Source organism: Pseudomonas sp. RIT-PI-S (assembly GCF_025642975.1).
Taxonomy (GTDB): Bacteria; Pseudomonadota; Gammaproteobacteria; order Pseudomonadales; family Pseudomonadaceae; genus Aquipseudomonas.
Genome location: NZ_JANZKJ010000005.1, coordinates 233,651 through 257,903 on the forward strand (window position 1 = coordinate 233,651; position 24,253 = coordinate 257,903).

A 24,253-nucleotide genomic window follows, 5' to 3' on the forward strand; every position below is an offset into this window, starting at 1 on the left:
TGGAATCACGACTGTTTGTTAGTACGAGCAGTGTAGAACTATACATCACTGTTAACGCGCTCCGCGAGCCAAACACGGCCAGGGCGCTACCTGCCCTTCTTGGAGTGCAGCCCACTGGGCCTTGCAAAACAACGGGTTGAAAGCAGCCGGGGCGGATGAATGGAATGTTGCAAGTTGTAAGGCCGGCGCCAGGCTTTCAACCCGGCGCCGGAAAGGCAGCCGTCTACCGAACGCTCACGGCCTCGGGCTGGTAGCCACCGCCCAGGGCCGTCACCAGGCCCACCGCCGAATCGATCTGCTTGCTGCTCAACAGGGCCAGGCGCATTTCGTCCTCGATCAGTTGCTCTTCGATATTGAGCGAATCCAGGAAGTTGTTTTCCCCGATTTCGAACCGCTCCACAGCCAGGTCAAAAGACGACTGAGCCGTGTCGCGGGCCGTCCGCTGCAGCCCGATCTGCCGGTTGACGGCCTGCAGTTCGGTCACCGACGTCGCGACCTGGTGCAACGCTGCGCTCAAGGTGGCGTTGTAGCGCGCGATCGCCAGGTCCAGGTCGGCGTTGCTCTGCTTGAGGTCGGCACGCAGGCGGCCGGCATCGAACAACGGCACGGTCACGGTGGGCGTGATGTTCCAGAATCGGCTGACGGTGGCGTTGAAACTGTCGCCGGACATGGCATCGATACCGCCTGCGGCACGCAGGTTGATGTTGGGATAGAAGCGAGTTTTCACCGAGGCCACCGTGCGGGACTCCGCCTCGACCCGCCAACGGGCCGCGACGATATCCGGACGTCGCCCCAGCAATTCGGCCGGCAGGTTCTCCGGCAGGGCCGCTTCGGTGCTTTTCAGCGGCTTGGGCCGAACGATATCGCGGGCACCATCAACGCCAGCGCCGAGCAGGGCCGAAAGCTGCAGGCGAGCAATTTCCACATCGCTGCGCGCCCCCAGCAGACTCGCCTCGCCGCGCGCTACCAGGCCATCGACCCGCTGCAGCTGGGACCGGTTGTCCAAACCGTTATGGAAGCGGTCACCGGTCAGGCCCTGCAAGTTGCGCAAACGCTTTAGATCCCGTTCGCTCAGGTCGACTACGTCCCAGGCATAAGTCAGCTGGTTGTAGGCCTTGACCACGTTGGCGGCCAGCAGCAAGCGCGCTGACCGCAGCTCGACCTCCGCGGCCCGGCCCTGGTCGACCGAAGCCTCCCAGGCACTGCGCTTGCCGCCCCACAAGTCGAGGTCGTAGTCGAAGGTCACGCCCAGGTTGCGCACACTCACATAGCGATTGCCCCGCCCGGAGAAATCCTCGCTGCGCGACAGCCGCGAGCGAGACAGGCCGCCCGAGGCATCGACCTGTGGAGCACGGTCGGCGTCGTAGTATTCCTGGTAGGCGTTGGCTTTGTCCGCCCTCGCCCGCACTTCCTGCAACCCGGGGTTATTCGCCCACGCCTCTGCCACCAGCCGGTCGAGCTGGGCATCGGCATACTGCTGCCACCAGTTGTCGGCTGGCCAGGGCGCGGCCGGTAGCCGTGCATCGGCCAGGGACGTCGAAGGCGCCCCCTTGGGGGTCAGCAGGGTCTGGCGATGGTCGATGCCCGCGTAGTTCACGCAACCACTCATGACCACCAGGGCCGCCAGCGACAGCGGCCGTGCACATCGTGTCATTTTCAACATTGGATTATCCCCGCGCCGCGGCATCGATGGCCTGGCCGTCGTGCTCCGCGACGGGCAGCGCCTTTGGCTGCCGGGCGGTGCTCAGCAGGCTGTAGACCGTCGGCAGGATGAACAGAGTGAACAAGGTGCCGATCAACATGCCGACGACAATCACCAGGCCCAGGCCGAAGCGGCTGTTGGCACCCGCGCCGGAAGCGAAGATCAATGGCGCGAGCCCCACCACCATGGCTGCGGTGGTCATCAGGATCGGGCGCAGGCGCACCTCGGCCGCATGCCGGATCGCCTCGAGCTTGCTCATGCCGTGGCGCATCTGCAGTTCGTTGGCGAACGCCACCATGAGAATGCCGTGCTTGCTGATCAGCCCTATGAGCGTGATCAGGCCGATCTGCGTATAGATGTTCAGCGAGGTGTAGCCCAGCGCCAGCGGCAGCAGCGCCCCGCAGATCGATAACGGCACGCTGATCAGGATGATGAACGGGTCGATGAAGCTTTCATACTGGACTGCCAGCACCAGGTAGATGATCACCAGGGCGAAGGCGAAGGTCAGCATCAACGTATTGCCTTCCTGCACGTATTGCCGGGTGTCGGACTGCCAGTCATAGGTGTAGCCCGCCGGGAACTGTTTGGCCTGATCGCTCAGGAAGGCCACGGCATCGCCGAGGGTCACGCCGGGCAGCGGGATGGCCTGGAAGGTCGCGGCATTCTGCTGGTTGAACTGCGGGCGCAGGTTTGGCTCGACCTTGACTTGGACGGTGGCCAAGGTCGACAGCGGCACCAGGTTGCCCTGCTGGTCTTTGACGTAATAGCGATTGAGCGCCTCGGGGGTCAGCCGGTCCTGGGGCACTGCCTGGGGAATCACGTCATAGGAACGGCCATGGTAGGCGAACCGATTGACGTACTTCTCGCCGATCAAGCTGTTGAGGGTCTTGCCGATGTCGCTCATGCGAATGCCCATGGCATTGGCCTTGGCCCTGTCCACCTGGACCTCGACCACCGGGTTGTTGAAGTCCAGGTCGCTGTCGACCACGGCGAACAGGCCGCTGCTGCGAGCGCTGGCCTTGAGCTTGTCCATCCTGTCGAACAGCGCTTGGTAGTCCTGGTCGCTGCGCACCACCATCTGCACCGGCAGGCCGCCCGTGGAACCTGGCAACGGTGGCATCTGGAAGACGAAAATGCTGGTGCCTTCGATCTGGCCCACCCGTTGCTGTAGCAATGGCTGGATCTGGTTGGCACTGCGCTGGCGCTTGTCCCAATCCACCAGGTTGATGCCGCCCACACTGTTGGACAAGCCGTCCGTGCCGTTGGCGACCCAATCGCTGTAGCCTTCGGGGAATTCCTGGAAGACCTCGTGGAGCTTGCGGGAAAACGCCTCGACGTAATTGATGTTGGCGTGCTGCGGCGCCTTGATCGCAGTCAATAGGATGTTCTGGTCTTCCAGCGGGGCGAGTTCGCGCTGCGCCGACTTGTACAGCACTGGCAGGCTGACGAGGATCACCACGGCGATGGCCAGGCTGATCCAGCGCACGGACAACGACAGGCCCAGCAACTTGCCATAACGCTCGGCCAGCCAGCTGAAGAAAGCCTCGGCCTTGCGTGCCATGTAGCCTTCGCTCGACTTGGCATCGAGCAGGCGGGTGCTCATGATCGGGGACAGCGTGAGGGCGACGATGCCTGACACCACCACCGAGCCGGCCAGGGTCAGCGCGAATTCCTTGAACAGTGTCCCGGTCAGCCCCCCCATCAGCCCGATAGGCGCATACACCGCCGCCAGGGTGAAGGTCATCGCCAGCACCGGCCCGGCCACTTCGCGGGCGCCGAGCAAGGCCGCCTCGAACGGTGTCTTGCCCTCCTCGATGTGGCGGTGGACGTTCTCCACCACCACGATGGCGTCATCCACCACCAGGCCGATCGCAAGCACCATCGCCAGCAAGGTCAGCAGGTTCAGGCTGAAACCGAACATTTGCATCAGCACGGCCGCACCGAGCATCGACAGGGGAATGGTCACCAGGGGGATCAGCACGGTGCGGAAATTGCCCAGGCACAGGTAGATGACCAGAACAACGATCACCAGTGCCTCGACCAGGGTATGGGTCACCTCGTCGATGGACGACTGGATGAAGTGCGCTACCTCGAACGGGATCTGCACCTTGACGCCTGGCGGCAAGGTCTTCTCGATCTCCGGGATCAGGGCCTTGACCGCATTCACGATGGTCAGCGGGTTGCCGGTGGGAGCCGCGTCGAGGCCCAGGAACATCGCCGGGACCGCGCTCATCGCGCCGCTGGTGTCGAACGAGGCGGCGTTCAGCTCCACGGTACCGACGTCGCGCACCCGGATGATGTTGCCGTTGTCGTTGCGCAGGACCATGTCCTTGAAGTCGTCGACGCTGGTCAGGTCGGTGTTCACCCGCAAGTTGCTGACCACGTACAAGCCCTTGACCTGGCCAGGCGCGGCCTGAAAGTTGTTTTCCTTGATCGCGTCCGCCACGTCCTGGCCGGTGATGCCGTAGCCGGCCAGCAGGTCCGGGTCGAGCCACAAGCGCATGGACAGGGTCTGCCCGCCCAGCACGTTGATCTTGGCGACACCGTCGATCCCCGAGAACATCGGCTCGACCACTCGCGAGATGTAGTCGGCCACTTCGGGCATCGGCAACTGTTCGCTGGAAAACGCCACGTAGGCGACACTGGTGAAGCCGCCCGAGGTGCGCTCGATCACCGGGTCATACGCTTCTTCGGGCAGCTTGTAGCGGATCTGGTTGACCTTGGCCATCACCTCGGTCAGGGCATTGATCGAGTTGCTGTTGAGCTGCATGCGCACGGTCACCAGGCTCTTGCCCTGGGTAGAGGTGGACGACAGGTAGTCGATGCCCTCCACCGAGGCCACGGCCTGGCTGATCGGTTGCGTCACGAAGCCTTGCATCAGTTCCGACGAGGCGCCGGGGTACTGCGTGGTGATGGTGATGGTAGAGGTTTCCAGCATCGGGTACTGACGCACCGGAAGCTTGCTGAACGCCATGACCCCGAACAGCAGGATCAGCGTGCTGACTACCAGCGCAAGCACCGGCCGACGCAGGAAAATATCAGTGAAATGCATGATCGTTCCTCAGCGCTGGACGTTCAGTCGAACAGTGTCGGCCACAGGTTCGATGGCAACGCCGTCCTGCAGCTTGATCTGCCCGGACGTCACCACCTCTTCACCGGCCTGCAGCCCCTTGAGCACCACCGCCAAGCCATCGCGACGCTCACCGATGCTGATGTTCTTGCGCCGCACCTTCTTCAGGCCGTTTTCCTCGTAGGTGACGAACACGCTTTCGCCATAGGCGTTGTAGGTGATCGCGGTCTCCGGTACGACCAGCTCATCCTTGCCAGGCAGTTGCACCTTGACCTTGGCGTACATGCCCGGGCGCAGTTTGTCCTGCTGATCCTTGACCAGGGCCTGGACGCGAATCACATGGGAGTTGTTGACCTGTGGATCGATGGCGCTGACCACGCCTTCGAACTTCATACCGCTCCAGGCGTCGACCGCCACTTCCACGGCCTGCCCCTTGACGATGTTGGCACTGTCACGCTCGGACACGGTGAAGTTGACCCGCAGGCCGTTGAGGTCGGTGAGCGTGGCCAGCGGCCGGCCAGCCTGCACGTAGTCGCCCAAGTGCACTTGGCGTATGCCCAGTTCGCCGGTAAACGGAGCCCGGATGGTCTTCTGCGCGATCTGCGCCTGGATGTTCTCCAGGTTGCCCTTGGCCGCGTCGAACTGCGCCCGCGCGCTGTCCAGCGCCCGCTGACTCTCGGCGCCATTGCGCGCCAGTGCCTGCAACCGTGCGAAATGGGCCTTGGCGGCTTCGAACTCACCGCGCAGGCGAGTGAGTTCACCCTCCTCCGGCGAAGTGTTGAGCCTGACCACCACATTGCCCGCCTTGACCCGGTCGCCCGAGTCGAAGGCCAGCGCCACCACCTGGCCACTGACCTCGGCGGACAGCAGCACCTGCTGACGCGCCTCGATCTGGCCGATGGCGACCTGGTAATAGGTGTACGGTACCTGCCTGACCTGCGCCAGCGCCGCGGGTACCAGTGCATGGGCGGGCGCCGGCTCCTCTGCGTGAGCCATGTAACGCAGCGTCAAGCCGCCCAGCACAGCAAGCGTGGCCACCGACGCCGTGACCTTCCCTAGATAGTGTTCCGCGCGCATGACTTACCCCTTGTCGCCTCTGACGGCGACCGCATGGAAATTCAACATTCAAACAACCCCAACCCGCGTCAGCCCGTGCCCGCCCGGGTGCACCGGGAACCACACGAACTGACTGCCACGGATGGGCGGCCTATGCCGCCCGATCAATAGATCTTGCTGGTCTGCGCCTTGCCCAGGTACAGCTTGCCCAGGCCGAACAGGTTCAACGGCGACAGCACGAAATGCTTGGACCCCACATGGATGTCGCGCAGGCTGCGCTCCAGCGCGCACGCCTTGTACACCGCCTTGGAGCCGGTCAGCCCATGGAGCTGGTTGACGGCGTTGACGGCATGCTCGTTGAGCATCGACCCGGCCAGCGCGACGCGCACGTTCAGGCCATCGCCATCGGCCTGCTGGGCGTGGGTGATGGCGTCCTCGAGCAACAACTGGGCGGTGTGCAGTTGCGCCAGCACGATGCCGGTCTTCTCGCAGGTCAGGGCCGCCACGCCGTCATCGGCCGGCACGGTGCGCTCGTCACGGAAATACTCCAGCGCGGCCTTGGCCACGCCCAGCACGGTTCCCATCGCGGCGAGAGTGCCGAAGTCGTAATAGCCCACCTTGTAGGCCAAAGAATCACGCGCGGCCGGCGCTTTTTTCAGCGCCTCGGTGTCGACGCAGTAATGGGCCGGCACCCAGGCATTGCTGCACTCGAAGTGGTTGCTGCCAGTGCCACGCATGCCCAATACATCCCAGGTCTTGATGATGCGGCACTCGCCGCGCGGCACGAAGAACATGCGCACCTGGGGTTGCGAACCGTCGGCGACTTCCTGTTTGAGCGTCGCGGTGCACACCAGCCAGTCGGCGTGCGCCGAGCCGCTGGCAAAGCCCCACTTGCCGCTCACCCGGTAGCCATCCTCGACCTCGATGGCTTCGCCGCCCGAATGGATCGCGCCCACCACGAAGCCGTGGCTGGAACTGTAGATTTCGCGCGCGGCCTGCTCAGGCAGGTAGTCGGCCAGGCGGCCCATGGCGACCTGCACCATGACCTGCCACGAGACCGAGGCATCCAGGGCGGCCAGGCGCTGTACGATCTGCGAAATAACGCGGATATCCAGTTGCTGGCCACCAAAGGCCTTGCTCACGCACAGGCGGGAAAAGCCGAGCCTGAACAGCTCAGCCATGACCTCGGGATGGGTGACGCCTTGTTCTTCGGCGTAATCGCGATGCTGCAAGATCAGCGGCCGGACCGCCTCGATGCGTGCCATCCATTCTTCTGCCTCGGCCGGTAGATCACGCCATTGCATCAATGTCTTCATGTTCAGCTCCTTGCTGGGTGGGATGAATCCTGGGGTCCGCTTCGACATCGAACGAGGCCAATGTACGCATACAATCGTACTGTTGCAAGCCATTCGTACAGTCTTCTGTAAAGGGCCGGCGGCAAAGGCCACTCACTGAAAGCAGGTTCAACACACCGTGAAACTTCAGCTCGCACAGGGCACTGCCTGGATTTCTGTAAGGCAGTGCATAGAAAGGCAGGCGGCTCATACCGCCCCGTGGATGACGTCAACGCTCGTCGAAGGGGATCCCGCCCTTGGCCTTGTCGCCGGGCTGCGCCTCTACGATCTGCACCACTATGTGCTCGCGGGCAATTTCAAAACTGCTGGCAACGGCCTCGGTGACCGAACGCAGCAACTTCTTCTTTTGCTGCTCGGAACGGCCGGCGGTTGCGTAGACGATGACTTCTGGCATGACGGGTGTCCTTGTCTGCTAATCCATGACGTCGCGGGCACGGTGCCGGCGATGGAACGATCATACGCCGGAGAAAAGGAGTTGAACAGTTCGCGTACAGGCGTACAATTCAAAAAAACTCGACCTCAGGAGGCAAGGATGCAATTCGGAATCTACAGCGTCGGCGACGTGACCTGCGACCCGACCACCGGACGTACCCCGAGCGAAGCCGAACGGCTGCAGGCCATGGTGCGCATCGCCCTCAAGGCCGAGGAAATCGGCCTCGACGTGTTTGCAACCGGCGAACACCACAACCCGCCGTTCGTGACCTCATCGCCCACGACGCTGCTGGCATTCATCGCCGCACAGACCTCCCGCCTGATCCTTTCCACATCGACCACGTTGATCACCACCAACGATCCGGTGCGGCTGGCCGAGGAATATGCCGTGCTGCAACATCTTTCGGGTGGGCGCATGGACCTGATGCTCGGCCGCGGCAACACCGCGCCGGTGTACCCTTGGTTTGGCAAGGACATCATGCAGGGGCTCCCTTTGGCCCTGGACAACTACGACCTGCTGCACCGGCTCTGGCGGGAGGAAAACATCGACTGGGAGGGGCGCTTCCGCACGCCATTGCGTGGTTTCACCTCGATCCCGCGCCCCCTGGACGGCCTGCCCCCGTTCGTCTGGCATGGCTCGATCCGCACCCCGGAGATCGCCGAACAAGCGGCGCGCTACGGGGACGGTTTCTTTGCCAGCCATATCCTCTGGCCCAAAGGCCACTTCCAACGCCTGGTAGCCTTCTATCGCTCTCGCTATGCCTACTATGGCCACGGCACGCCCCAGGAGGCCATCGTCGGCCTGGGCGGGCACATCTATATCAACCGCCAGTCGCAAGTTGCCCGGGAACGCTTCCGCCCGTTCTTCGACAACGCGCCGGTGTATGGCCACGGCCCTACGCTGGAAGCGTTCATGCACGAAACTCCTTTGTCGGTCGGCAGCCCTCAGGAAATCATCGACAAGACCCTGACCTTCCGCGAGCAGTTCGGGGACTACCAGCGCCAGCTGTTTCTCTTCGACCATGCCGGCATCCCACTGCACGAAGTGCAGGAGATGCTCGAGCTGTTCGGTAGCGAAGTCCTGCCCGTACTGCGCCGTGAAACCGCCAAGGTACGCCACCCAGGCGCTGCCCCGGCGCCCACCCATGCTGGCCGGCTGGCGCGACGTGTTCCGCTCGAGGCCTGAGCAGAAAACCGATGCCTTGGGCCCAACGCACATACATCCGCTCCCGGCACTTAACCGGCCTCCCTGACATCCAAGCGCTGTTCAATGGCAGAATTCCCTGACCTTTGATGTCTAGGAGACCCTCATGCTCCGTTCATTCGAACGTCGGCTAGACCCCTTCCCGCCGGACGAGGTACCGCCACCACCCTTGGGCCTGGCGCGGTTCCTGTGGGCCTGCACGCGCGGTGCCCGTGGTTATATCCTCGCGCTGGCGCTGCTCAGCGCCGGTGTGTCGATCTACGAAGCCTGGCTGTTTTCCTTCCTCGGCCAGGTGGTGGACCTGCTCCCCACCTGGCAGGCCGGCGGCCCGGCTGCCGCGCAGGAGCGCCGTGTGCTGTGGGGTATCGGCATCGTGCTGGTGGCCAGCGTGGGCTTGGTGGCGCTGCGCACCCTGATTCAACATCAGGTGTTGGCGATCAATTTGCCGTTGCGGCTGCGCTGGGACTTCCACCGGCTGATGCTGCGCCAGAGCCTGTCGTTCTTTTCCGATGAGTTCTCTGGCCGCGTGACCACCAAGGTGATGCAGACGGCACTCTCCGTGCGGGAGGTCCTGTTCACCCTGATCGAAATCATCCCCGGCATCGGCGTGTATTTCATCGCGATCATCGCGCTCGCCGGCGGCTTCGCTCTGAAACTGATGCTGCCCTTCATTGCCTGGCTCACGTTGTTCGGGCTGGCCATGCTGTATTTCGTGCCCCGCCTGGGCAAGGTTGGCCAGGAACAGGCCCACGCCCGCTCGTCGATGACGGGCCGTATCTCGGACGCCTACACCAACATCACCACCGTCAAACTGTTCTCCCACTCCAAGCGCGAGGCCCAGTTCGCCCGCGCCGCAATGGAGGACTTCAAGCACACCGGCTTTCGCCAGATGCGCCTGGTCAGCCAGTTCGAAATCGTCAACCAGGCGCTGGTGGTGGGGCTGATCCTGGGCGCGGGCGGTTATGCCCTGTGGCTCTGGCACCAGGGCAGCGTCGGCACCGGCGCGGTGGCGGCGATCACCGCCATGGCCCTGCGCATCAATGGCATGTCGCATTGGATCATGTGGGAAATGACCACGCTGTTCGAGAACATCGGCACCGTCCAGGACGGCATGCAGACCCTCACTCGCGGGCCCAAGGTGAAGGACGCGCCAGATGCGCGCTCGCTGGTGACAACAGGGGGCGCGGTCACGTTCAGCAACGTGGGCTTCAACTACAACGGCGAACGACAAGTGCTCGATGGCCTGACCCTGGCCATCCGCCCAGGCGAGAAAATCGGCCTGGTGGGCCGTTCCGGCGCAGGCAAATCCACGCTGATCAACCTGCTGCTGCGCTTCTACGATGTAGACAGCGGCGAGATTCGCATCGACGGTCAGAACATCGCCCATGTCACCCAGGACAGCCTGCGCAGCGCCATCGGCATGGTGACCCAAGACACCTCCCTGCTGCACCGCTCCATCCGCGACAACATCGCCTATGGCCGCCCGGATGCGACCGACGCGCAAATCCGCGCCGCGGCGGTCAACGCCCAGGCCGATGGGTTCATCAGCCAGTTGAGCGACAAGCAGGGCCACAGCGGTTACGACACGCTCGTGGGGGAGCGCGGCATCAAGCTCTCCGGCGGCCAACGCCAGCGCATCGCGATCGCCCGGGTGATGCTCAAGAACGCTCCGATCCTGCTACTGGACGAAGCCACAAGCGCCCTGGATTCGGAAGTGGAAGTGGCCATCCAGGAAAGCCTCGATGAAATGATGCAAGGCAAAACCGTGATCGCTATCGCCCACCGGCTGTCCACCATCGCCGCCATGGACCGGCTGATCGTGATGGACCACGGGCGTATCGTCGAGCAAGGGACTCATGCTGAGTTGCTTGAGCGCAACGGCACCTATGCGCGGCTTTGGCGGCACCAGAGCGGCGGGTTCCTGGGCGAGGACCAAGGGGTGGTCGAGGCGGTGGAATGAGGGGGCTGGCTACCCCAAAGGCGCACGGATGAACGGGCACCGTTCGGCTTATCCGTGACGCCTTTGAAGGTGATGCCCGCGCGAAGGCTACGAAACCCAGGAGCGTCATATTTCCAGCGCTACACTGAGCGCTCGGATCCAAAAATACCCTCCTGCAGCCCTCAACGGAATGAACCATGAACGCCTTCAACCCTTTTGAAACTGCCAGCTATTCCACCCGCACCGCCCCTGGAAGCATCGTCATCGATGTCGCCGGCCTCGAGGACCTCAACCAGAGCATCACCGTGCAACCCGACGGCAAAATACTGGTCGGTGGGTTTAGTTTCTCAGGCACCAACCACACGGACTACGACTATTCGGTGGTGCGCCTCAATGCCGATGGCAGCCTGGATCGCGACTTCGGCGTGGATGGCCGCAGCATCATCAGTGCCCAGATGCCTGTTTACGAAGGCTACAGCCTGGCCGTGCAGCCCGACGGTGCCATCGTTGTGCAACAGCCGGCCACGGCGGATGGCAGCCAAACCTTCAGCCTTACCCGGCTGAAGCCGGACGGCACTCCGGACACCGACTTCAACGCCAACGCGCAGGCCAGCATCCCCGAGGGCATCGGCTACCGCGACGGGCACCTCAGTGTGAACGCCAACGGCAGCCTTCTCTTCAGCCGAGCAGCCGGCGTCGCCGATGGCGGCGCAGTGCTGGTGCAGCTCAACGCCGACGGCACCCTGGATTCCGCCTTCGGCAACGGTGGGGTGGCGCGCCTGGCCGATGGCGTGTTCTTCACCCGCGAGGTGCATGCCACTCAACTTGGCAATGGCCAGTTTTTGCTGGCGGGGGACTTCGGCACCAGTGAGGATTATCACTACGGCGTGGTGCGGGTTAACGCAGACGGCTCGCTGGACCCCACGTTCGGTGAGGCAGGCCGAGTGGTGTTCGACGACAGCGTGCTGTCGGATAACCGCTGCGACCTCACCGTGCAGGCTGACGGCAAGATCGTGTTGGCCGGCGCCAATGACACCTATAAAGATTTCCAGGTGGTGCGCCTCAATGCCGACGGCAGTTACGACCACGGCTTCGGCCACGCCGGCGTAGCGTCTGTCGATGCCCAAGGCCTCTACGATTCGGCGCGTTCGGTGACCGTGGCGGCCGATGGCAAGATCCTTGTGGCCGGCCTGAGCGACGTGGGCGACGGCGAGCGGGTCGAGCACAGCGCCGATTACAGCGTGGTGCGCCTGAACCCGGATGGCAGCCTGGACAGCAGCTTCACCGGCACGCGAGACCACCGGGTTGAAGGCTCGAGCAACGGCGACCTGCTCCAAGGCGCCGCCGTGGCCGAGTACATCGACGGTGCCGGCGGCGACGATGTGCTTCAAGGTAATGGCGGCCAAGATAGCCTCTTCGGTGGGCAAGGCGCAGACGTGTTTCGCTTCGTCTCCATCGACGACAGCTATCGCTCTAACACCCAGCGCGCCAGCGACACCGTCCTTGATTTCAACCCCGCTCAGGACCGCATCGACCTCATCGGCCTTGGCTTCAGCGGGATCGGCGACGGCTACGACGGGACCCTGGCCGTGCGGTACAGCGCTGCGGATAACCAAACGTTTCTTACCAGCTACACGTTCGACGCCAACGGCCACGCATTCGAGCTGGCATTGAGCGGCAACGTTGCGGCGCAGCTCGATGACCACAGGGTGCTTTTCACGCCCGCAGTGCTAACAGGTACCGACGGCAAGGACACGCTCGACGGGACGGCGGTGCAGGACGTACTGCGGGGGCTCGGGGGCGACGACCGACTCAACGGTGGCGCCGGCAACGACGTACTGGCAGGCGGCAGCGGGCGCGACCTGCTCACCGGTGGCGCAGGTGCGGACGTGTTCCTGTTCAACGCCACCAGCGACAGCTATCGCACGGCCAGCAGCAGCTTCGCCGACGTGATCAAGGATTTCGAGGTGTTCCAGGACACGATAGACGTCTCGGCCCTGGGTTACACGGGCCTGGGCAATGGCACGCACGGCACGCTCGACGTCAAATGGAACGAGGCCCTGAACCGCACCTACATCAAGGATTTGCAACCGGATCAGGACGGCCACCGTTTCGAGGTTTCGCTGGTGGGCAACTACGAACAGGAGCTGGGCGAGTCGAACTTCATCTTCGCCACCCAGCCTCCGGCTATCGAGCTTGTGCCGCTAGGGGCGGACCACACCTCAGGGGCCTAAGCCCTACCCCTGCGCAGGGCTTATGTGAAGAGGCGCAGACGTGGACCGCCCGAAAGAGCGGCCACGTCTGGCGTTGGCCCACTACTCCGCCGCCATGCGCCGGCGATACTGTCGGGCCCGCAAGGCATTCCCCACCTGCTGCACCATCAGTGCCCACCACGGCGCTACGCGAGGGTTGGGCGTCTTGTCTTCGCTCAACCTGCGCAGCTGAAACTTGACCACGGCCATATTGCCCAGCGAGGCGAGGGCCTTGTTCTTCCAGATGATCGGCGGAAGTTGAGGGGCGGTGTCCTTGCCGTTACGCCAGTCACGTGGCAAGCACGGGTCGATCGCCAACGCGGTGCCAATCCCTACCATGTCCACGCCGCTGCTGACGACCTGCTCGGCGATCGGCCGCCGACGGATACCGCCGGTGACCATCACCGGCATCTTCGCGACCGCCCGAATGTCCCGCGCGAACTCCAAGAAGTACGCTTCCTACACCCGCTTGAGCTTCCTGAACCCTTGCGGCTCCCAAACGCGCATCGCCAGCAATAGCGCCGTTCCTCGCTTCTCGGACAGCGGCGCGCTCAATGATTCGTTGTGCAGCACGGCCAGCCTGCTGCGCAACCGGTGCATTTCGGCTTGCAACTGGGCGTATGCGGCCTGCGTCAGCATACCGTGGGTAAAGTCGAGGGTCTCGTCGGCCGCGGCGAACTGGCTGGCCATGAAGTCGGGTAAGCCGTGACGCAGGAAGAATTGCCGGATGGGGCCACCCGGCAGCCAGTCGAAGTCTCGTGCCACCAGAAGCCGGATGCGGTTCCCCGGTTTCAGGTCTGCCAGGCCCATCCTCTCCAGCACCAGCAAATGCTTGATGCACTCGGCCTTCGTCAGCTGGTAGGCCGCCACCATGTTGTCCATCGGCCAATGGTTGAGCGCACAGACCGCCACGAGCAATAACTTCTCGTTCGACACCAGCTGTGCCTCCTGCTCCCGCGTGAGCATCCGCAAGCGCGGCGCTGACGCCTCCGCCTCCTGCAGCAATTCAGCCATCGTCAGGCCCAGCAGGTCACAAAACTGGGCCAGGCGCTCGACCGTCAGGCGCCCGCTGGCCAACAGGCGCTTCACGCTCGGTTCAGACAACCCGAGTTCCTTAGCGGCGTCGCGGTAGGTCAAGCCGGCAGCCTTGAGGCGCTGCTTGAGGGTGGTGATCAACTGGGGGATCTGGGTCATAAGGTGTTGGAATCCGATACTTATCAGCTCACTTTAACGAAAACACGAGCAATAGGTTGTGGATTATGCGCCCCCGCCGCACCCTGACCGTGCTCGTTCGTCGAGGTCAGCCTAGGCGCGACCTTCAGCCACCGCGGCCCCGACCATGAAGCGGTAACGCCTGGACCTGAACGGGCACGGTTATCGAGGTGTTTACATCTTGATATAACATTGGCCCAAGGCTTGGCTGGATTTTCCTCCAAAGCGATCACTGCCGCTTAAGAGGGCCGCATTCGCCATGGCCACTTTCGTCAAACGGATCTTGAATGCACAACTCCCCGTCTTTCTTCAGGCCCGTGTCCATTCTGGGCACGGGGCACGCCCTGCCCCAGCGGATGCTCACAAGCGCTGAACTCGACGCCACCCTGCACCTTGCAGCCGGTACGGTGGAGCGCATCAGCGGCGTGCGTCATCGCCCGCTGGCAGGCCCCGATGACACCGCCGCAAGCCTTGGCGCGGCGGCGGCGAGAAACGCACTGGATGCGGCGGGCGTGACGCTGCGGCAGATCGACCTGGTCGTGTGTGCCAGTGGCACCCAAGACCAAGGCATGCCCTGCAATGCCGCCCTGCTGCACCGTGAACTCGGCCTGGGCGGCTCGGGGGTACCCGCCATGGACATCAATGCCAGCTGCCTGAGCTTTATCGCGGCACTCGACACCCTGTCGTGGCCGCTGGCCGCAGGGCGTTACCAGCGCGTGTTGCTGGTGTGCTCGGACATCGCGTCCTGTGGGCTCGACTGGCAGCAGGTGGGTGTGAGCGGGATATTCGGCGATGGCGCCGCGGCAGTGGTGCTCGCGCCCGGTGAACGCCGGGGCGCGGGGATCATTGCCTCTAGCCTGAAAACCTATTCCGAGGGCGCTGGGTACTGTGAGATTCGCGCCGGGGGATCGCGCTACCACCCAAGCCGGATCAGCGAGCCGTTCGCCCCGCTGACCCGCTTCGCCATGCACGGCAAGCCGGTTTTCCGCTTGACCGCGCAATACCTTCCCGGCCTGGTGGACAGCGTGCTCGCCCAGGCCGGCATGACCTTGGCCGAGGTGGACTGGATCGTGCCGCATCAGGCCAGCCGGCAAAGCCTGGACCACGCATTCAAGCGGCTGGGCTTCGACGTGAACAAGGTCGTCGATATTTTCGCGGGCCACGGCAACCAGATCGCCGCGTCGCTGCCCACGGCGCTGGACATCGCCATCCGAGATCAACGCATCCGCCGCGGCCACCGTGTGCTGCTGGTAGGCACGGGCGCCGGGCTGTCGCTGGGCGGCATGATTCTGGAGTACTGATGAACATCATGGTTACCGGAGGTACCGGGTTCATCGGCCGGCATATCGTGTGGCGGCTGGCGGCAAAGGGCTGCAACGTGCTGTTCAGCGGGCGGGACGCCCGCGCCGCCGCGCAGGTGATGCACCACAGCCCGGCGCCGGTGCTTTGGGTGCCGCTGGCACACGGCACACCCGCAGCGGCGCACGCGCTGGCTGACGCCACCCGCGGCTGTGAGGCGATCGTGCACTGTGCCGCGCTGTCCTCGCCCTGGGGCCAAGCCCAGGCCTTCACCCAGGCGAACGTGACCTCTACCGAGGAAGTGCTGGGGGCTTGCCGAACCAACGCGGTGCGGCGGCTCGTGCACTTGTCTACGCCCAGCCTGTACTTCGACTTCTGCGACCGCATCGGCATCGGCGAAAACGAGCCGCTGCCGCCCCCAGTCAACACTTACGCCCGCACCAAAGCCCTGGCCGAAGCGCGCATCCGCGACGCCTGCCTGGAGCAAGCGGTTATCCTGCGGCCCCGTGCGGTGTTCGGCCCGTGGGACCAGACCCTCATGCCGCGCCTGTTGCGGGTGATGCAAAAAGGGCCCATTCCACTGATGCGCGGCGGCCGCGCGCTGCTGGACCTGACCTGCATCGGCAACCTGGTCCACGCGGTAGAGCTGAGCCTGACCCAGGCGCTGCCACGAAGCCTGTGCACCTACAACGTCAGCAACGGCACACCGGTGACGGTCGAACAACTGTTGCGCCAGGTGGCCGAGGAGTTCCGCCTGCCCTTGCACACCCGGAAATTGCCCTGGCGGCTGGTGGATACCCTCGCCCGGGGGCTGGAGCTCATTGCCCGAGCGCGTGGCGATCATGAGCCGCGGCTCACCCGCTACAGCGCGGGCGTGCTCGCCTTCAGCCAGACCCTGGACCTGCGCGCCATCACCCACGAGCTGGGCTACCGCCCCGTCATCAGCCAGGACGAGGGCATCCGCCAGTACGCCCAGTGGTGGCTGGCCCGCGAAGGAGCGCCAACATGAGCCGTACGGTGACCCTGCAAGTGCTGCGCGCCGGCTGGTGTCGGCACCTGGAATGCATGGCAGACCGCGGCGGCCGCTGGGCGAGCACGCCGTTCCCTGCCCTGTGTGGCCTGATTCGCCACCCGGACGCCGGCTGGATACTCTACGACACCGGGTATTCCGAGCATCTGTTCCACGCGACCCAAGCCTTCCCTGAGCGCCTGTACCGCACGGCGGTACCAGTGCAGTTGCCTGCGCAGGAGCCGATGCACCGGCAGATCAAGGCATTGGGCATCTCCCCGGGCGACATCCGCACCGTCATCATTTCGCACTTCCATGGCGACCATATCGCCGGCCTCAAGGATTTTCCCGAGGCTGACTTCATTGCACTGGGCGCCGACCATCAGCACATCGAGCGCCTGCGTGGCCACCGCTGGCGCGCCACCCTGGGCGGCCACCTGCCGGCCTTGCTGCCGGCTGACTTCAGCGCGCGCTTGCGCGTGGCAGACCCTTGCAAGCACATACCCCTGCCTGCCTGGATGGCGCCTTTCGAATACGGCCTGGACCTGTTGGGCGATGGCAGCCTGCTGGGCGTACCGCTACCCGGGCACAGCGAGGGCCAGCTTGGCCTGTTCATCCCCGATGCCCAGGGCCGCCCGGCCTTTCTGGTGGCCGATGCCTGTTGGTCGGCGCCAGCCTGCCGGGCTGGCCGGCTGCCGGCCTCGCTGGCAATGTGGTTTTCCACGCACCATGCCGGGCAGTATCGGCAAACCTACCAGCACGTGGGCGCGGTGCTGCGTCGCGAACCCGCCGTGGCCGTCCTGCCTTCGCATTGCACCCACGCCTGGGAGGCCTTCGTCGATGAGCAGTGATCGCTTGTGTGGCCTGCTGCGCAGTGCCCTGAGCTTCATCCAGGCTCGCTACCGGCTGCGCTTTACCTCCCGCGAGCAACTGGAAGGCTGGCAGGCGCGGCGCCTGAGGTATTTTCTGCGTCACGTAGTGCCAAGGGCCGAGCGCTTTCGGCAGTCGCAGGCCACCCGCCTGGCGGACCTGCCGATAATGGACAAAACGACCCTGATGGCAGACTTCGCCGGGTTCAACACCTTGGGGCTGAGCCTGGACAACGTGCTGGCGCTCGCCCGCCAGGCGGAGGCCTCACGGGACTTCAGCACCACCCTGAACGGCGTCACCGTGGGCTTATCCAGCGGCACCTCGGGCAACCAGGGGGTGTTCCTGGTCAGCCCGGCCGAGCGCCAGCGCTGGGCCGGGATCCTCCTGGCACGTGCCCTGCCGTCCCGCTTGCTCGGGCGCCTGCTGTGCCCATGGCGGGCGCCCCTGCGCATTGCGTTTTTCCTGCGGGCCAATAGCCGTCTCTACGAGACCCTGGCCAGCCGCCGCATCGACTTTGCCTACTACGACCTCACGCTGGGATTGCAGGCCTCGCTGGCCCGCCTGGCCGCGCAGCGCCCGGATGTGCTGGTGGCCCCGGCGACGGTGCTGCGCGGCCTGGCCGAAGCCGCGCTGGCCGGGCGCCTGGCGATCGCGCCGTCGCACATCCTGTCGGTGGCCGAAGTGCTGGAGGCCGACGATGCACGCAGAGTGCATCAGGCGTTCGGCGTCGCGCCCCGGCAGCTCTACCAGGCCAGCGAGGGTTTTCTCGGCTACACCTGCGAACGGGGGACCTTGCACCTCAATGAAGCGCACCTGCATATCGAGCCCGACTGGCTGGACCCGGAGCGCACACGCTTCCAACCGATCATCACGGACTTTTCCCGGCACACCCAATTGATCGTGCGCTACCGGCTCAATGACGTGCTGCGAATAGCGGCCAGCCCCTGCGCCTGCGGCCGTGCCGAACGGGCGATCGCGGCAGTGGAAGGCCGCATGGATGACATCCTCTGGCTGGTGGACCGCGACGGCCCGCGCCTGCGCGCGCTCTACCCCGATGTGGTGCGCCGTGCGCTGCTGTTGCAAGGCGACGCCTTGCAAGAATATTCCATTGAGCAACGCGGCTTGCGCTGGCACGTTGGCGTGCAAGGCGCTGGCGACCACATGGCCCTCTGCCAAGGGCTCACCGCCGCCATATACCAGCTGTGCGATCAACATGGCCTGTGCCCGCCCGAGCTGAGCTTTGGCCAGTGGCAGGCACCTCCACCACAGGCCAAGCGCCGGCGCCTGAAAGTGCTCGAGCGACCCCAAGGATTACCATGCACGTATTGATACTCGGCGCCCGCGCGCCGGCCTGCCTGGAATGGGCGCGGGCATTCAACGAAGCCGGCTGGCAGGTCAGCGTGGGGGATTCCCTGCGCCAGCCATTGAGCCGTTTCAGCCGCGCGGCGCACCACTTCGTGCGCTTGCCCGAGCCCCGCGACAACCCCGCGCGTTGGATCGATGCCCTGGCCAGCCTGATCACCGCACGGCAAATCGACCTGGTGCTGCCAACCTGTGAAGAGGTGTTCTACCTGGCCCACGGCCTTGAACGGCTGGCGCCCTTGTGTCGGGTGCTGACCAGCGATTTCGCGCTGCTGCACCGCTTGCATCACAAGGGCCATTTTGCCGCGATGTCCCAAGGCTGGACGGCCGCCGCCCCTGAAACGCAGCTGCTGGAAGACCACCAGGCCGTGCACGCGCTGGCCGAGCACTGCCACCAGTGGGTATTCAAGCCCGCTTACTCGCGCTTCGCGTCGCGAACGTTGATCCGCCCTTCTCGCGAACAGCTCGCCAAGGTCCGGCCCAGCGCCGCCGCGCCGTGGGTCGCCCAGCGTTTCGTTCAGGGGCGAGAGCTTTGCAGTTACAGCGTGCTGGTGGGCGGTGAGCTACGTGCCCACAGCTGTTATCACCCGCGGTATCGCGTTGGCCGAGGGTCAGGCATCTACTTTCAGCCTGAGGCACCGCCGCCGGTGCTTGAATTTCTCGAGCAGTTCGGCCGGGCCACCGGCTACACCGGCCAGGTCGGCTTCGATTTCATCGAGGACGCCAGCGGGTGCTTTCATGTGCTGGAATGCAACCCTCGGGCTACCAGCGGCGTGCACCTGTTCAGCGGCCAGCGCCAACCGTTGGTGGCGAGCCTGGGCACCGCCCCCGCGCCCCTGCTCCAGGCCGGGGCGCAGCCTCACATGATCGGCCTGGCGATGCTGTTACTGGCGGCGCCCTCCCACGCCTTGCTGCCGGGCTTTTGGCGAGACGTTCGCGCGGCACGTGATGTGATAGTCGCCCCAGGCGATGCCCGGCCGCTCACCGCACAGCTCTTGAGCCTGGGCGAAATTCTGCTGCGTGCGGCGTTTCGGCGCTGCAGCGTGCTGGCGGCGTCCACCGCCGACATCGAGTGGAATGGCCAGCCCCTCGAGGCCGTGCCCCAATGAAGCTGAGTTTCACCGAACAACTGCTCAGCACCCCGGCCAGCACTGGCGACAGCCCGGCCCTGCGGTATGTTCGGGGCTATGCCCGGCACAGCGAGATCGCTAACGTCAGCACGCGCCTGGCGCTGCTCGAAACCGCCAGCCAGCAGTGGGTGGTCAGCGTCAACGAAGGCGCCGAGCACGCAGGCAACTGCTACGTGGTGTCGCCGTTGGCGGCGTACGGCGGCTATGCGCTGGCTGAGCTCGAGCGGCTGCGGCGCCCCTGGCTGACGTGGCCGTTGAAAGCCGTGGTGGCGGCTATGCAGGCCCTGTTACACCGCGCCAGGCTGGACAGGGTGGTGTGGGTCAACAACTGGTTGCTCTCCACCAACCTCTACCCGGCACGCCTTGACGGCGCCGAGCTTGCCCAGCTCACCACTTTCCTGCGAACGCGCTTCAGCGACCATGCCCTGGGGTTTCGCTCGCTCAACGACTTCAGCAACCCTGGGTTGCGCGATGCGTTGCACGCCTTGGGCTACCGCAGCGTTCCTAGCCGCCAGGTTTATTTGTTCGACGGGCGCGACGGGGCGCAAGCGGCGTTTCTGCGCCATCACAACACCCGCCTGGACGCCACGCTATTGCGCCGCAGCCCCTACCAGGTGGTGCCGGGTGAGGCGCTCGACGATGCCGACTTCCAGCGCATCGAGCACCTTTACAACCTGCTTTACCTGCACAAGTACAGCCGGTTGAACCCCCATTACCGGGCGCAATGGATCCGCCGCGGCCAGCGCGAGGGCTGGCTGGAGTTGCGCGCCCTGCGCAACCTCGAGGGCCGTGTCGATGGCGTGGTGGGGTGGTTTACCAATGCAGTAGGGCTCAGCGCGCCCATAGTGGGCTACAACACTTCCCTGCCCCAGCGCAGCGGGCTGTACCGCCAACTCACCAGCTTGTGCCTGCAGGAGGCAACCCGGCGTCGTGAACTGCTGAACTTCAGCGCTGGGGCCTCACGCTTCAAACGCTTGCGCGGCGGCCAGCCTCAGATCGAATACAGCCTGGTGTACGTAGCGCACCTGCCCTGGGCGCGGCGCTGCGCCTGGGCCGTGCTCAGCCGGTTATTGCACACCCTCGCGGTGCCCTTGATGAAGAGGTTCGAACTATGAAGGCACCCGCTCGCTGGTGGCCGGTGGCGCTCAGCCAGGCCCTGCGTAACAAACCCTTGGCCGTGCAATTGTTCGACCAGCCACTGGTGCTGTTCCGGGGCGAAACGGGCGAACCGACGGCACTGCCCGACCGCTGCCCGCACCGGTTTGCGCCCCTGAGCGCGGGCACTGTGCACCGCGGGCAGATCCAATGCCCCTACCACGGTTGGCGTTTTGCCGATGATGGTCGCTGCACCCGGGTACCCGGCACCGAACGGCCGCCTGGCAGCACGCCACTGCTCGACCGCTACCCCACGTACGAAGCCCATGGGCTGGTTTGGGCCAGCACGCTCCCCCAGCCTCCGGCGACGGCACCGGTCGCCCCAGCGGAGCAGTCTGGCGTTGTGGACGCCTTCTGGATGACCGAGCAGTTGCAGTGTTCCTTGACGGATGCCGCGGAAAACTTTCTCGACGGCTTCCACACCCACTTCGTCCACCGTGGCTGGGTACGCCATGACCGGCAGCGGCAACGGGTCACGGCCCGGGTTCGCCCGCTCGACGATGGCGTGGAGGCGATTTACAGCGAAGAAGCGAACCAGGCCGGCCTGATCTCGAAGCTGCTGGAGCCCACGCGCGGCATCAGCATGGGCCGCTTTCGCCTGCCCTGCCTGGCAGAGATCGAATACCGCGACCGCAAAGGCGCACTCACATTGCTGGCCAGCGCCTGGCTGACCCCGTGCGGTGAGCAACACCTGCAAGTGTTCATCAGGGTTGCCACACCTCGCGGCCGCTTGCCCTCGGTGCTCAAGCATTTCGTGCTGCGGCGGTTGTTCGGCGTGATCCTGCGCCAGGACCGGCAGATCCTCGAACGTGTGAGCGCTAATCGGTCCAGGTTTGCCCACTCGCCAGCCGCCCCGCTGGATGCCCCGCAAGACCTGCTTGGGCCCAGCATTCGGGCGCTGGTTGAGTGCGGGCAGCAGCTAGTGCTGGACGAAAGGGAAATCGAGCTGTCGCTGTGAGCGAGGGCGGCGGCGCCCCGGCCCACCCCAGGAGCGGCCACCCGGCCCGGTTCCCGCCCGCTGAACCATCGCGAGCCCGGCAAGTCCGACTATCAGGACTTTTAACCGAGAGCTTTGGGGAGCTTGGCCGATGGCGACACAGGATTTCCGGCCCTTGGATGAGCAGGTCACGGCAGCGGATGTGCTTCCCGAGCAAGCCCCGCCGGTGCACTCGCTGCGGATTCTTACCGTCAACACCCACAAGGGCTTCAGCGCGCTGAACCGCCGCTTCGTGCTGCCCGAGCTGCGTGAAGCCGTGCGCGCCACGTCGGCGGATGTGGTGTTCCTGCAGGAAGTGCTGGGGGTTCATCGCAAGCACGGCGAGCGCTACGACAACTGGAGCGATGTGCCCCAGTATGAGTTTCTTGCCGACAGCATCTGGCCGGTGTTCGCCTACGGGCGTAATGCGGTTTACCCGGATGGCGACCACGGTAATGCGTTGTTGTCCAAGTTCCCCATTCTTCACCACCAGAACCACGACGTGAGCGTGGAAGGCCAGGAAGAGCGCGGCCTGCTGCATTCGGTGCTGGCGGTCCCGGGGCAGCCGCCGGTGCATACCATTTGCGTGCACCTGGGCCTGCGCGAGCAACAGCGGCACAAGCAGTTGCAGCTGCTGTGCAAGCTGCTCGAAGGCCTGCCAGCGAACGAGCCAGTGATCGTCGCCGGGGATTTCAACGACTGGCGCCAGCGCGCCGATAAACTCCTGGCCGGCTGCGGCCTGCACGAAGCCTTCGTGGAGGCCTATGGCGCACCGGCACGCAGCTTCCCGGCGCGCTTGCCGCTGCTGCGCCTCGATCGCATCTACCTGCGCAACGCCATCGCTCACGGCCCTCGCGCCCTTGCCCGTAAACCCTGGACTCACCTCTCTGACCATGTGCCGCTCGCGGTGGAGGTTCGCCTATGAACGAGCAGTGGCGAAGCGACAACCAGATCCAGCTGCTGATCAATGGCGAGGAGTTCTACCCAAGCGTCTTCGAGGCCATCGCCCAGGCGCGCGAAGAGGTCTTGCTGGAAACCTTCATCCTGCGCGACGACCAGGTCGGCAGCCAGCTCCAAGAAGTGCTGGCGGCAGCCGCCGGGCGTGGGGTGCGGGTGGAGGTATTGGTAGACGGCTATGGCAGCGCGGAATTGTCGGCCGACACCTTGCGTGCGTTGTCTGAGGCGGGCGTGAGGGTGCTGGCCTTCGACCCAAGCAAGCCCATGCTGGGCATGCGCACCAACCTGTTCCGCCGGCTGCACCGCAAGATCGTAGTGGTGGACGGCGAAATCGGCTTCGTCGGTGGCATCAACTTTTGCGCCGACCACCTCGGGGACTTCGGCCCCATGGCCAAGCAGGACTACGCCGTGCAGGTGCGCGGACCGATCGTGGCTGACCTGCACAAGGCCACCCTGGAGCTGATGGACCAGACCAGCCAGGTAGACCGCCAACACAAACCGTGGCTGACCGAGCGGGTGCCGCTGCAAGCGGACAGCGCGCACGCCAAGATCCTGTTGAGCGTGCGCGACAACAACCGCCACACCGCGGACATCGAAGCGCACTACCTCAACGCGATCCGCGGCGCGCGCGAGCGGATCCTGATCGCCAATGCCTATTTCTTCCCCGGCTACCGTCTGTTGCGCGAACTGCGCAATGCCGCCCGACGCGGGGTGAAGGTCACCCTGATCCTCCAGGGCATGCCAGACATGCCTTTGGTGCGGCTGTGCTCGCGGCTGCTGTACAACTACCTGCTGCGCGACGGCGTGGTGATCCGCGAATACAAGACGCGGCCGCTGCACGGCAAGGTGGCCCTGGTGGACCGGCATTGGTCCACGGTCGGCTCGAGCAACCTCGACCCTCTGAGCCTGTCGCTGAACCTGGAAGCCAACCTGGTTATCGACGACCCCACCTTCAACGCCAAGCTTTACGACCACCTCGCCGAGCTGGCGCAGAAGGAATGCAAGAGCATCCCCCTGCAGCGGGTGCTGCGGGGCTACTGGTGGCGTGCGCCGCTGATTTTCCTGAGCTTTCACTTCCTCCGCCACTTCCCTGCCTGGATCGGCTTGCTTCCTGCCCATTCCCCGCGCCTCAAGCCCTGGACCACGGTCAATGAGGAGACAGCCAGCGCCCCCCACCTGAACCCGGAAAAAAGCCTATGAACTGCCCCGTGGACCCCGCCGCCGACCCCAAGGGCACCGGCCGGCCCGCCAAGCCCCGCTCACGCAAATGGCT

Annotated in this window: 18 protein-coding genes and 1 pseudogene; 12 read left to right on the plus strand and 7 right to left on the minus strand. The window is 64.8% G+C overall.

The genetic code is table 11. From position 1 onward, the window contains the following. Nucleotides 1-223: 223 nt before the first annotated feature. The 5 genes from OGL93_RS10170 to OGL93_RS10190 all read right to left on the minus strand — a co-directional run bounded on the left by OGL93_RS10170 (nt 224) and on the right by OGL93_RS10190 (nt 7,577). Nucleotides 224-1,663, minus strand: coding sequence for an efflux transporter outer membrane subunit (locus OGL93_RS10170; RefSeq protein ID WP_263262511.1), 1,440 nt, complete (start codon nt 1,661-1,663; stop codon nt 224-226). Between the two features lie 4 nt (nt 1,664-1,667). After that, entirely contained in the window at nt 1,668-4,754 is a 3,087-nt protein-coding gene (locus OGL93_RS10175; RefSeq protein ID WP_263262512.1) for a MexW/MexI family multidrug efflux RND transporter permease subunit, read from the minus strand. A gap of 9 nt (nt 4,755-4,763) precedes the next feature. Continuing rightward, nucleotides 4,764-5,849 carry an efflux RND transporter periplasmic adaptor subunit gene (locus OGL93_RS10180; protein ID WP_263262513.1) on the minus strand — a complete coding sequence of 362 codons (1,086 nt, stop codon included), beginning with the start codon at nt 5,847-5,849 and terminating at the stop codon, nt 4,764-4,766. Nucleotides 5,850-5,992: 143 nt separating this feature from the next. Then, nucleotides 5,993-7,144: an acyl-CoA dehydrogenase family protein gene (locus tag OGL93_RS10185; RefSeq protein WP_263262514.1), complete on the minus strand. Its 1,152-nt coding sequence runs from the start codon at nt 7,142-7,144 to the stop codon at nt 5,993-5,995. Between the two features lie 247 nt (nt 7,145-7,391). Beyond that, on the minus strand, nt 7,392-7,577 hold the full coding sequence (locus tag OGL93_RS10190; protein WP_263262515.1) for a tautomerase family protein: 186 nt from the start codon (nt 7,575-7,577) through the stop codon (nt 7,392-7,394). A 138-nt stretch (nt 7,578-7,715) separates the two neighbouring features. On the opposite strand from OGL93_RS10190, the gene OGL93_RS10195 reads away from it, so the two are divergent. The 3 genes from OGL93_RS10195 (at nt 7,716) to OGL93_RS10205 (ending at nt 12,992) form a co-directional block, all read left to right on the plus strand. Continuing rightward, nucleotides 7,716-8,801 (plus strand): CE1758 family FMN-dependent luciferase-like monooxygenase, encoded by a 1,086-nt coding sequence (locus OGL93_RS10195; protein ID WP_263262516.1) that lies wholly within the window; start codon nt 7,716-7,718, stop codon nt 8,799-8,801. 124 nt (nt 8,802-8,925) lie between these two features. After that, the gene (locus OGL93_RS10200) at nt 8,926-10,779 is read left to right on the plus strand and encodes an ABC transporter ATP-binding protein (protein WP_263262517.1); all 1,854 of its coding nucleotides are present in this window, start codon (nt 8,926-8,928) and stop codon (nt 10,777-10,779) included. 176 nt (nt 10,780-10,955) lie between these two features. Further along, nucleotides 10,956-12,992 carry a M10 family metallopeptidase C-terminal domain-containing protein gene (locus tag OGL93_RS10205; protein WP_263262518.1) on the plus strand — a complete coding sequence of 679 codons (2,037 nt, stop codon included), beginning with the start codon at nt 10,956-10,958 and terminating at the stop codon, nt 12,990-12,992. 81 nt (nt 12,993-13,073) lie between these two features. Here the strand turns inward: OGL93_RS10205 and OGL93_RS10210 are convergent. Together OGL93_RS10210 and OGL93_RS10215 are read right to left on the minus strand one after the other, a co-directional pair. Further along, nucleotides 13,074-13,469: pseudogene (locus tag OGL93_RS10210) on the minus strand (HisA/HisF-related TIM barrel protein); the annotation flags it as partial. After that, nucleotides 13,470-14,186 (minus strand): helix-turn-helix transcriptional regulator, encoded by a 717-nt coding sequence (locus tag OGL93_RS10215; protein WP_263262519.1) that lies wholly within the window; start codon nt 14,184-14,186, stop codon nt 13,470-13,472. A 323-nt stretch (nt 14,187-14,509) separates the two neighbouring features. Here OGL93_RS10215 and OGL93_RS10220 point away from each other — a divergent pair, with 323 nt between their 5' ends. The 9 genes from OGL93_RS10220 (at nt 14,510) to clsB (ending at nt 24,180) form a co-directional block, all read left to right on the plus strand. Beyond that, nucleotides 14,510-15,523: a 3-oxoacyl-[acyl-carrier-protein] synthase III C-terminal domain-containing protein gene (locus tag OGL93_RS10220; RefSeq protein ID WP_263262520.1), complete on the plus strand. Its 1,014-nt coding sequence runs from the start codon at nt 14,510-14,512 to the stop codon at nt 15,521-15,523. Continuing rightward, nucleotides 15,523-16,530: an NAD(P)-dependent oxidoreductase gene (locus tag OGL93_RS10225; RefSeq protein ID WP_263262521.1), complete on the plus strand. Its 1,008-nt coding sequence runs from the start codon at nt 15,523-15,525 to the stop codon at nt 16,528-16,530. Before OGL93_RS10220 ends, OGL93_RS10225 begins: the two co-directional genes overlap by 1 nt. Then, nucleotides 16,527-17,381, plus strand: a complete 855-nt coding sequence (locus OGL93_RS10230) for an MBL fold metallo-hydrolase (protein ID WP_263262522.1) — start codon at nt 16,527-16,529, stop codon at nt 17,379-17,381. The genes OGL93_RS10225 and OGL93_RS10230 overlap by 4 nt, the downstream gene beginning before the upstream one ends. Then, a complete protein-coding gene (locus OGL93_RS10235; protein ID WP_263262523.1) occupies nt 17,371-18,729 on the plus strand; it encodes a F390 synthetase-related protein in 1,359 nt (452 codons plus the stop codon). The genes OGL93_RS10230 and OGL93_RS10235 overlap by 11 nt, the downstream gene beginning before the upstream one ends. Beyond that, on the plus strand, nt 18,717-19,871 hold the full coding sequence (locus OGL93_RS10240; protein ID WP_263262524.1) for an ATP-grasp domain-containing protein: 1,155 nt from the start codon (nt 18,717-18,719) through the stop codon (nt 19,869-19,871). Before OGL93_RS10235 ends, OGL93_RS10240 begins: the two co-directional genes overlap by 13 nt. Further along, nucleotides 19,868-21,007, plus strand: a complete 1,140-nt coding sequence (locus OGL93_RS10245) for a hypothetical protein (RefSeq protein WP_263262525.1) — start codon at nt 19,868-19,870, stop codon at nt 21,005-21,007. The genes OGL93_RS10240 and OGL93_RS10245 overlap by 4 nt, the downstream gene beginning before the upstream one ends. After that, nucleotides 21,004-22,005 carry a Rieske 2Fe-2S domain-containing protein gene (locus OGL93_RS10250; protein WP_263262526.1) on the plus strand — a complete coding sequence of 334 codons (1,002 nt, stop codon included), beginning with the start codon at nt 21,004-21,006 and terminating at the stop codon, nt 22,003-22,005. The genes OGL93_RS10245 and OGL93_RS10250 overlap by 4 nt, the downstream gene beginning before the upstream one ends. A 130-nt stretch (nt 22,006-22,135) precedes the next feature. After that, nucleotides 22,136-22,948, plus strand: coding sequence for an endonuclease/exonuclease/phosphatase family protein (locus OGL93_RS10255; protein WP_263262527.1), 813 nt, complete (start codon nt 22,136-22,138; stop codon nt 22,946-22,948). Next, nucleotides 22,945-24,180, plus strand: a complete 1,236-nt coding sequence (gene clsB / locus OGL93_RS10260) for a cardiolipin synthase ClsB (RefSeq protein ID WP_263262528.1) — start codon at nt 22,945-22,947, stop codon at nt 24,178-24,180. Before OGL93_RS10255 ends, clsB begins: the two co-directional genes overlap by 4 nt. Nucleotides 24,181-24,253 lie beyond the last annotated feature (73 nt).

What these genes read in the sequence shown, in the direction of transcription:
- OGL93_RS10170 (WP_263262511.1), bottom strand. Translation starts at nt 1,663, where the DNA reads ATGTTGAAAATGACACGATGTGCACGGCCGCTGTCGCTGGCGGCCCTG.
- OGL93_RS10175 (WP_263262512.1), bottom strand. Translation starts at nt 4,754, where the DNA reads ATGCATTTCACTGATATTTTCCTGCGTCGGCCGGTGCTTGCGCTGGTA.
- OGL93_RS10180 (WP_263262513.1), bottom strand. Translation starts at nt 5,849, where the DNA reads ATGCGCGCGGAACACTATCTAGGGAAGGTCACGGCGTCGGTGGCCACG.
- OGL93_RS10185 (WP_263262514.1), bottom strand. Translation starts at nt 7,144, where the DNA reads ATGAAGACATTGATGCAATGGCGTGATCTACCGGCCGAGGCAGAAGAA.
- OGL93_RS10190 (WP_263262515.1), bottom strand. Translation starts at nt 7,577, where the DNA reads ATGCCAGAAGTCATCGTCTACGCAACCGCCGGCCGTTCCGAGCAGCAA.
- OGL93_RS10195 (WP_263262516.1), top strand. Translation starts at nt 7,716, where the DNA reads ATGCAATTCGGAATCTACAGCGTCGGCGACGTGACCTGCGACCCGACC.
- OGL93_RS10200 (WP_263262517.1), top strand. Translation starts at nt 8,926, where the DNA reads ATGCTCCGTTCATTCGAACGTCGGCTAGACCCCTTCCCGCCGGACGAG.
- OGL93_RS10205 (WP_263262518.1), top strand. Translation starts at nt 10,956, where the DNA reads ATGAACGCCTTCAACCCTTTTGAAACTGCCAGCTATTCCACCCGCACC.
- OGL93_RS10220 (WP_263262520.1), top strand. Translation starts at nt 14,510, where the DNA reads ATGCACAACTCCCCGTCTTTCTTCAGGCCCGTGTCCATTCTGGGCACG.
- OGL93_RS10225 (WP_263262521.1), top strand. Translation starts at nt 15,523, where the DNA reads ATGAACATCATGGTTACCGGAGGTACCGGGTTCATCGGCCGGCATATC.
- OGL93_RS10230 (WP_263262522.1), top strand. Translation starts at nt 16,527, where the DNA reads ATGAGCCGTACGGTGACCCTGCAAGTGCTGCGCGCCGGCTGGTGTCGG.
- OGL93_RS10235 (WP_263262523.1), top strand. Translation starts at nt 17,371, where the DNA reads ATGAGCAGTGATCGCTTGTGTGGCCTGCTGCGCAGTGCCCTGAGCTTC.
- OGL93_RS10240 (WP_263262524.1), top strand. Translation starts at nt 18,717, where the DNA reads ATGCACGTATTGATACTCGGCGCCCGCGCGCCGGCCTGCCTGGAATGG.
- OGL93_RS10245 (WP_263262525.1), top strand. Translation starts at nt 19,868, where the DNA reads ATGAAGCTGAGTTTCACCGAACAACTGCTCAGCACCCCGGCCAGCACT.
- OGL93_RS10250 (WP_263262526.1), top strand. Translation starts at nt 21,004, where the DNA reads ATGAAGGCACCCGCTCGCTGGTGGCCGGTGGCGCTCAGCCAGGCCCTG.
- OGL93_RS10255 (WP_263262527.1), top strand. Translation starts at nt 22,136, where the DNA reads ATGGCGACACAGGATTTCCGGCCCTTGGATGAGCAGGTCACGGCAGCG.
- clsB (WP_263262528.1), top strand. Translation starts at nt 22,945, where the DNA reads ATGAACGAGCAGTGGCGAAGCGACAACCAGATCCAGCTGCTGATCAAT.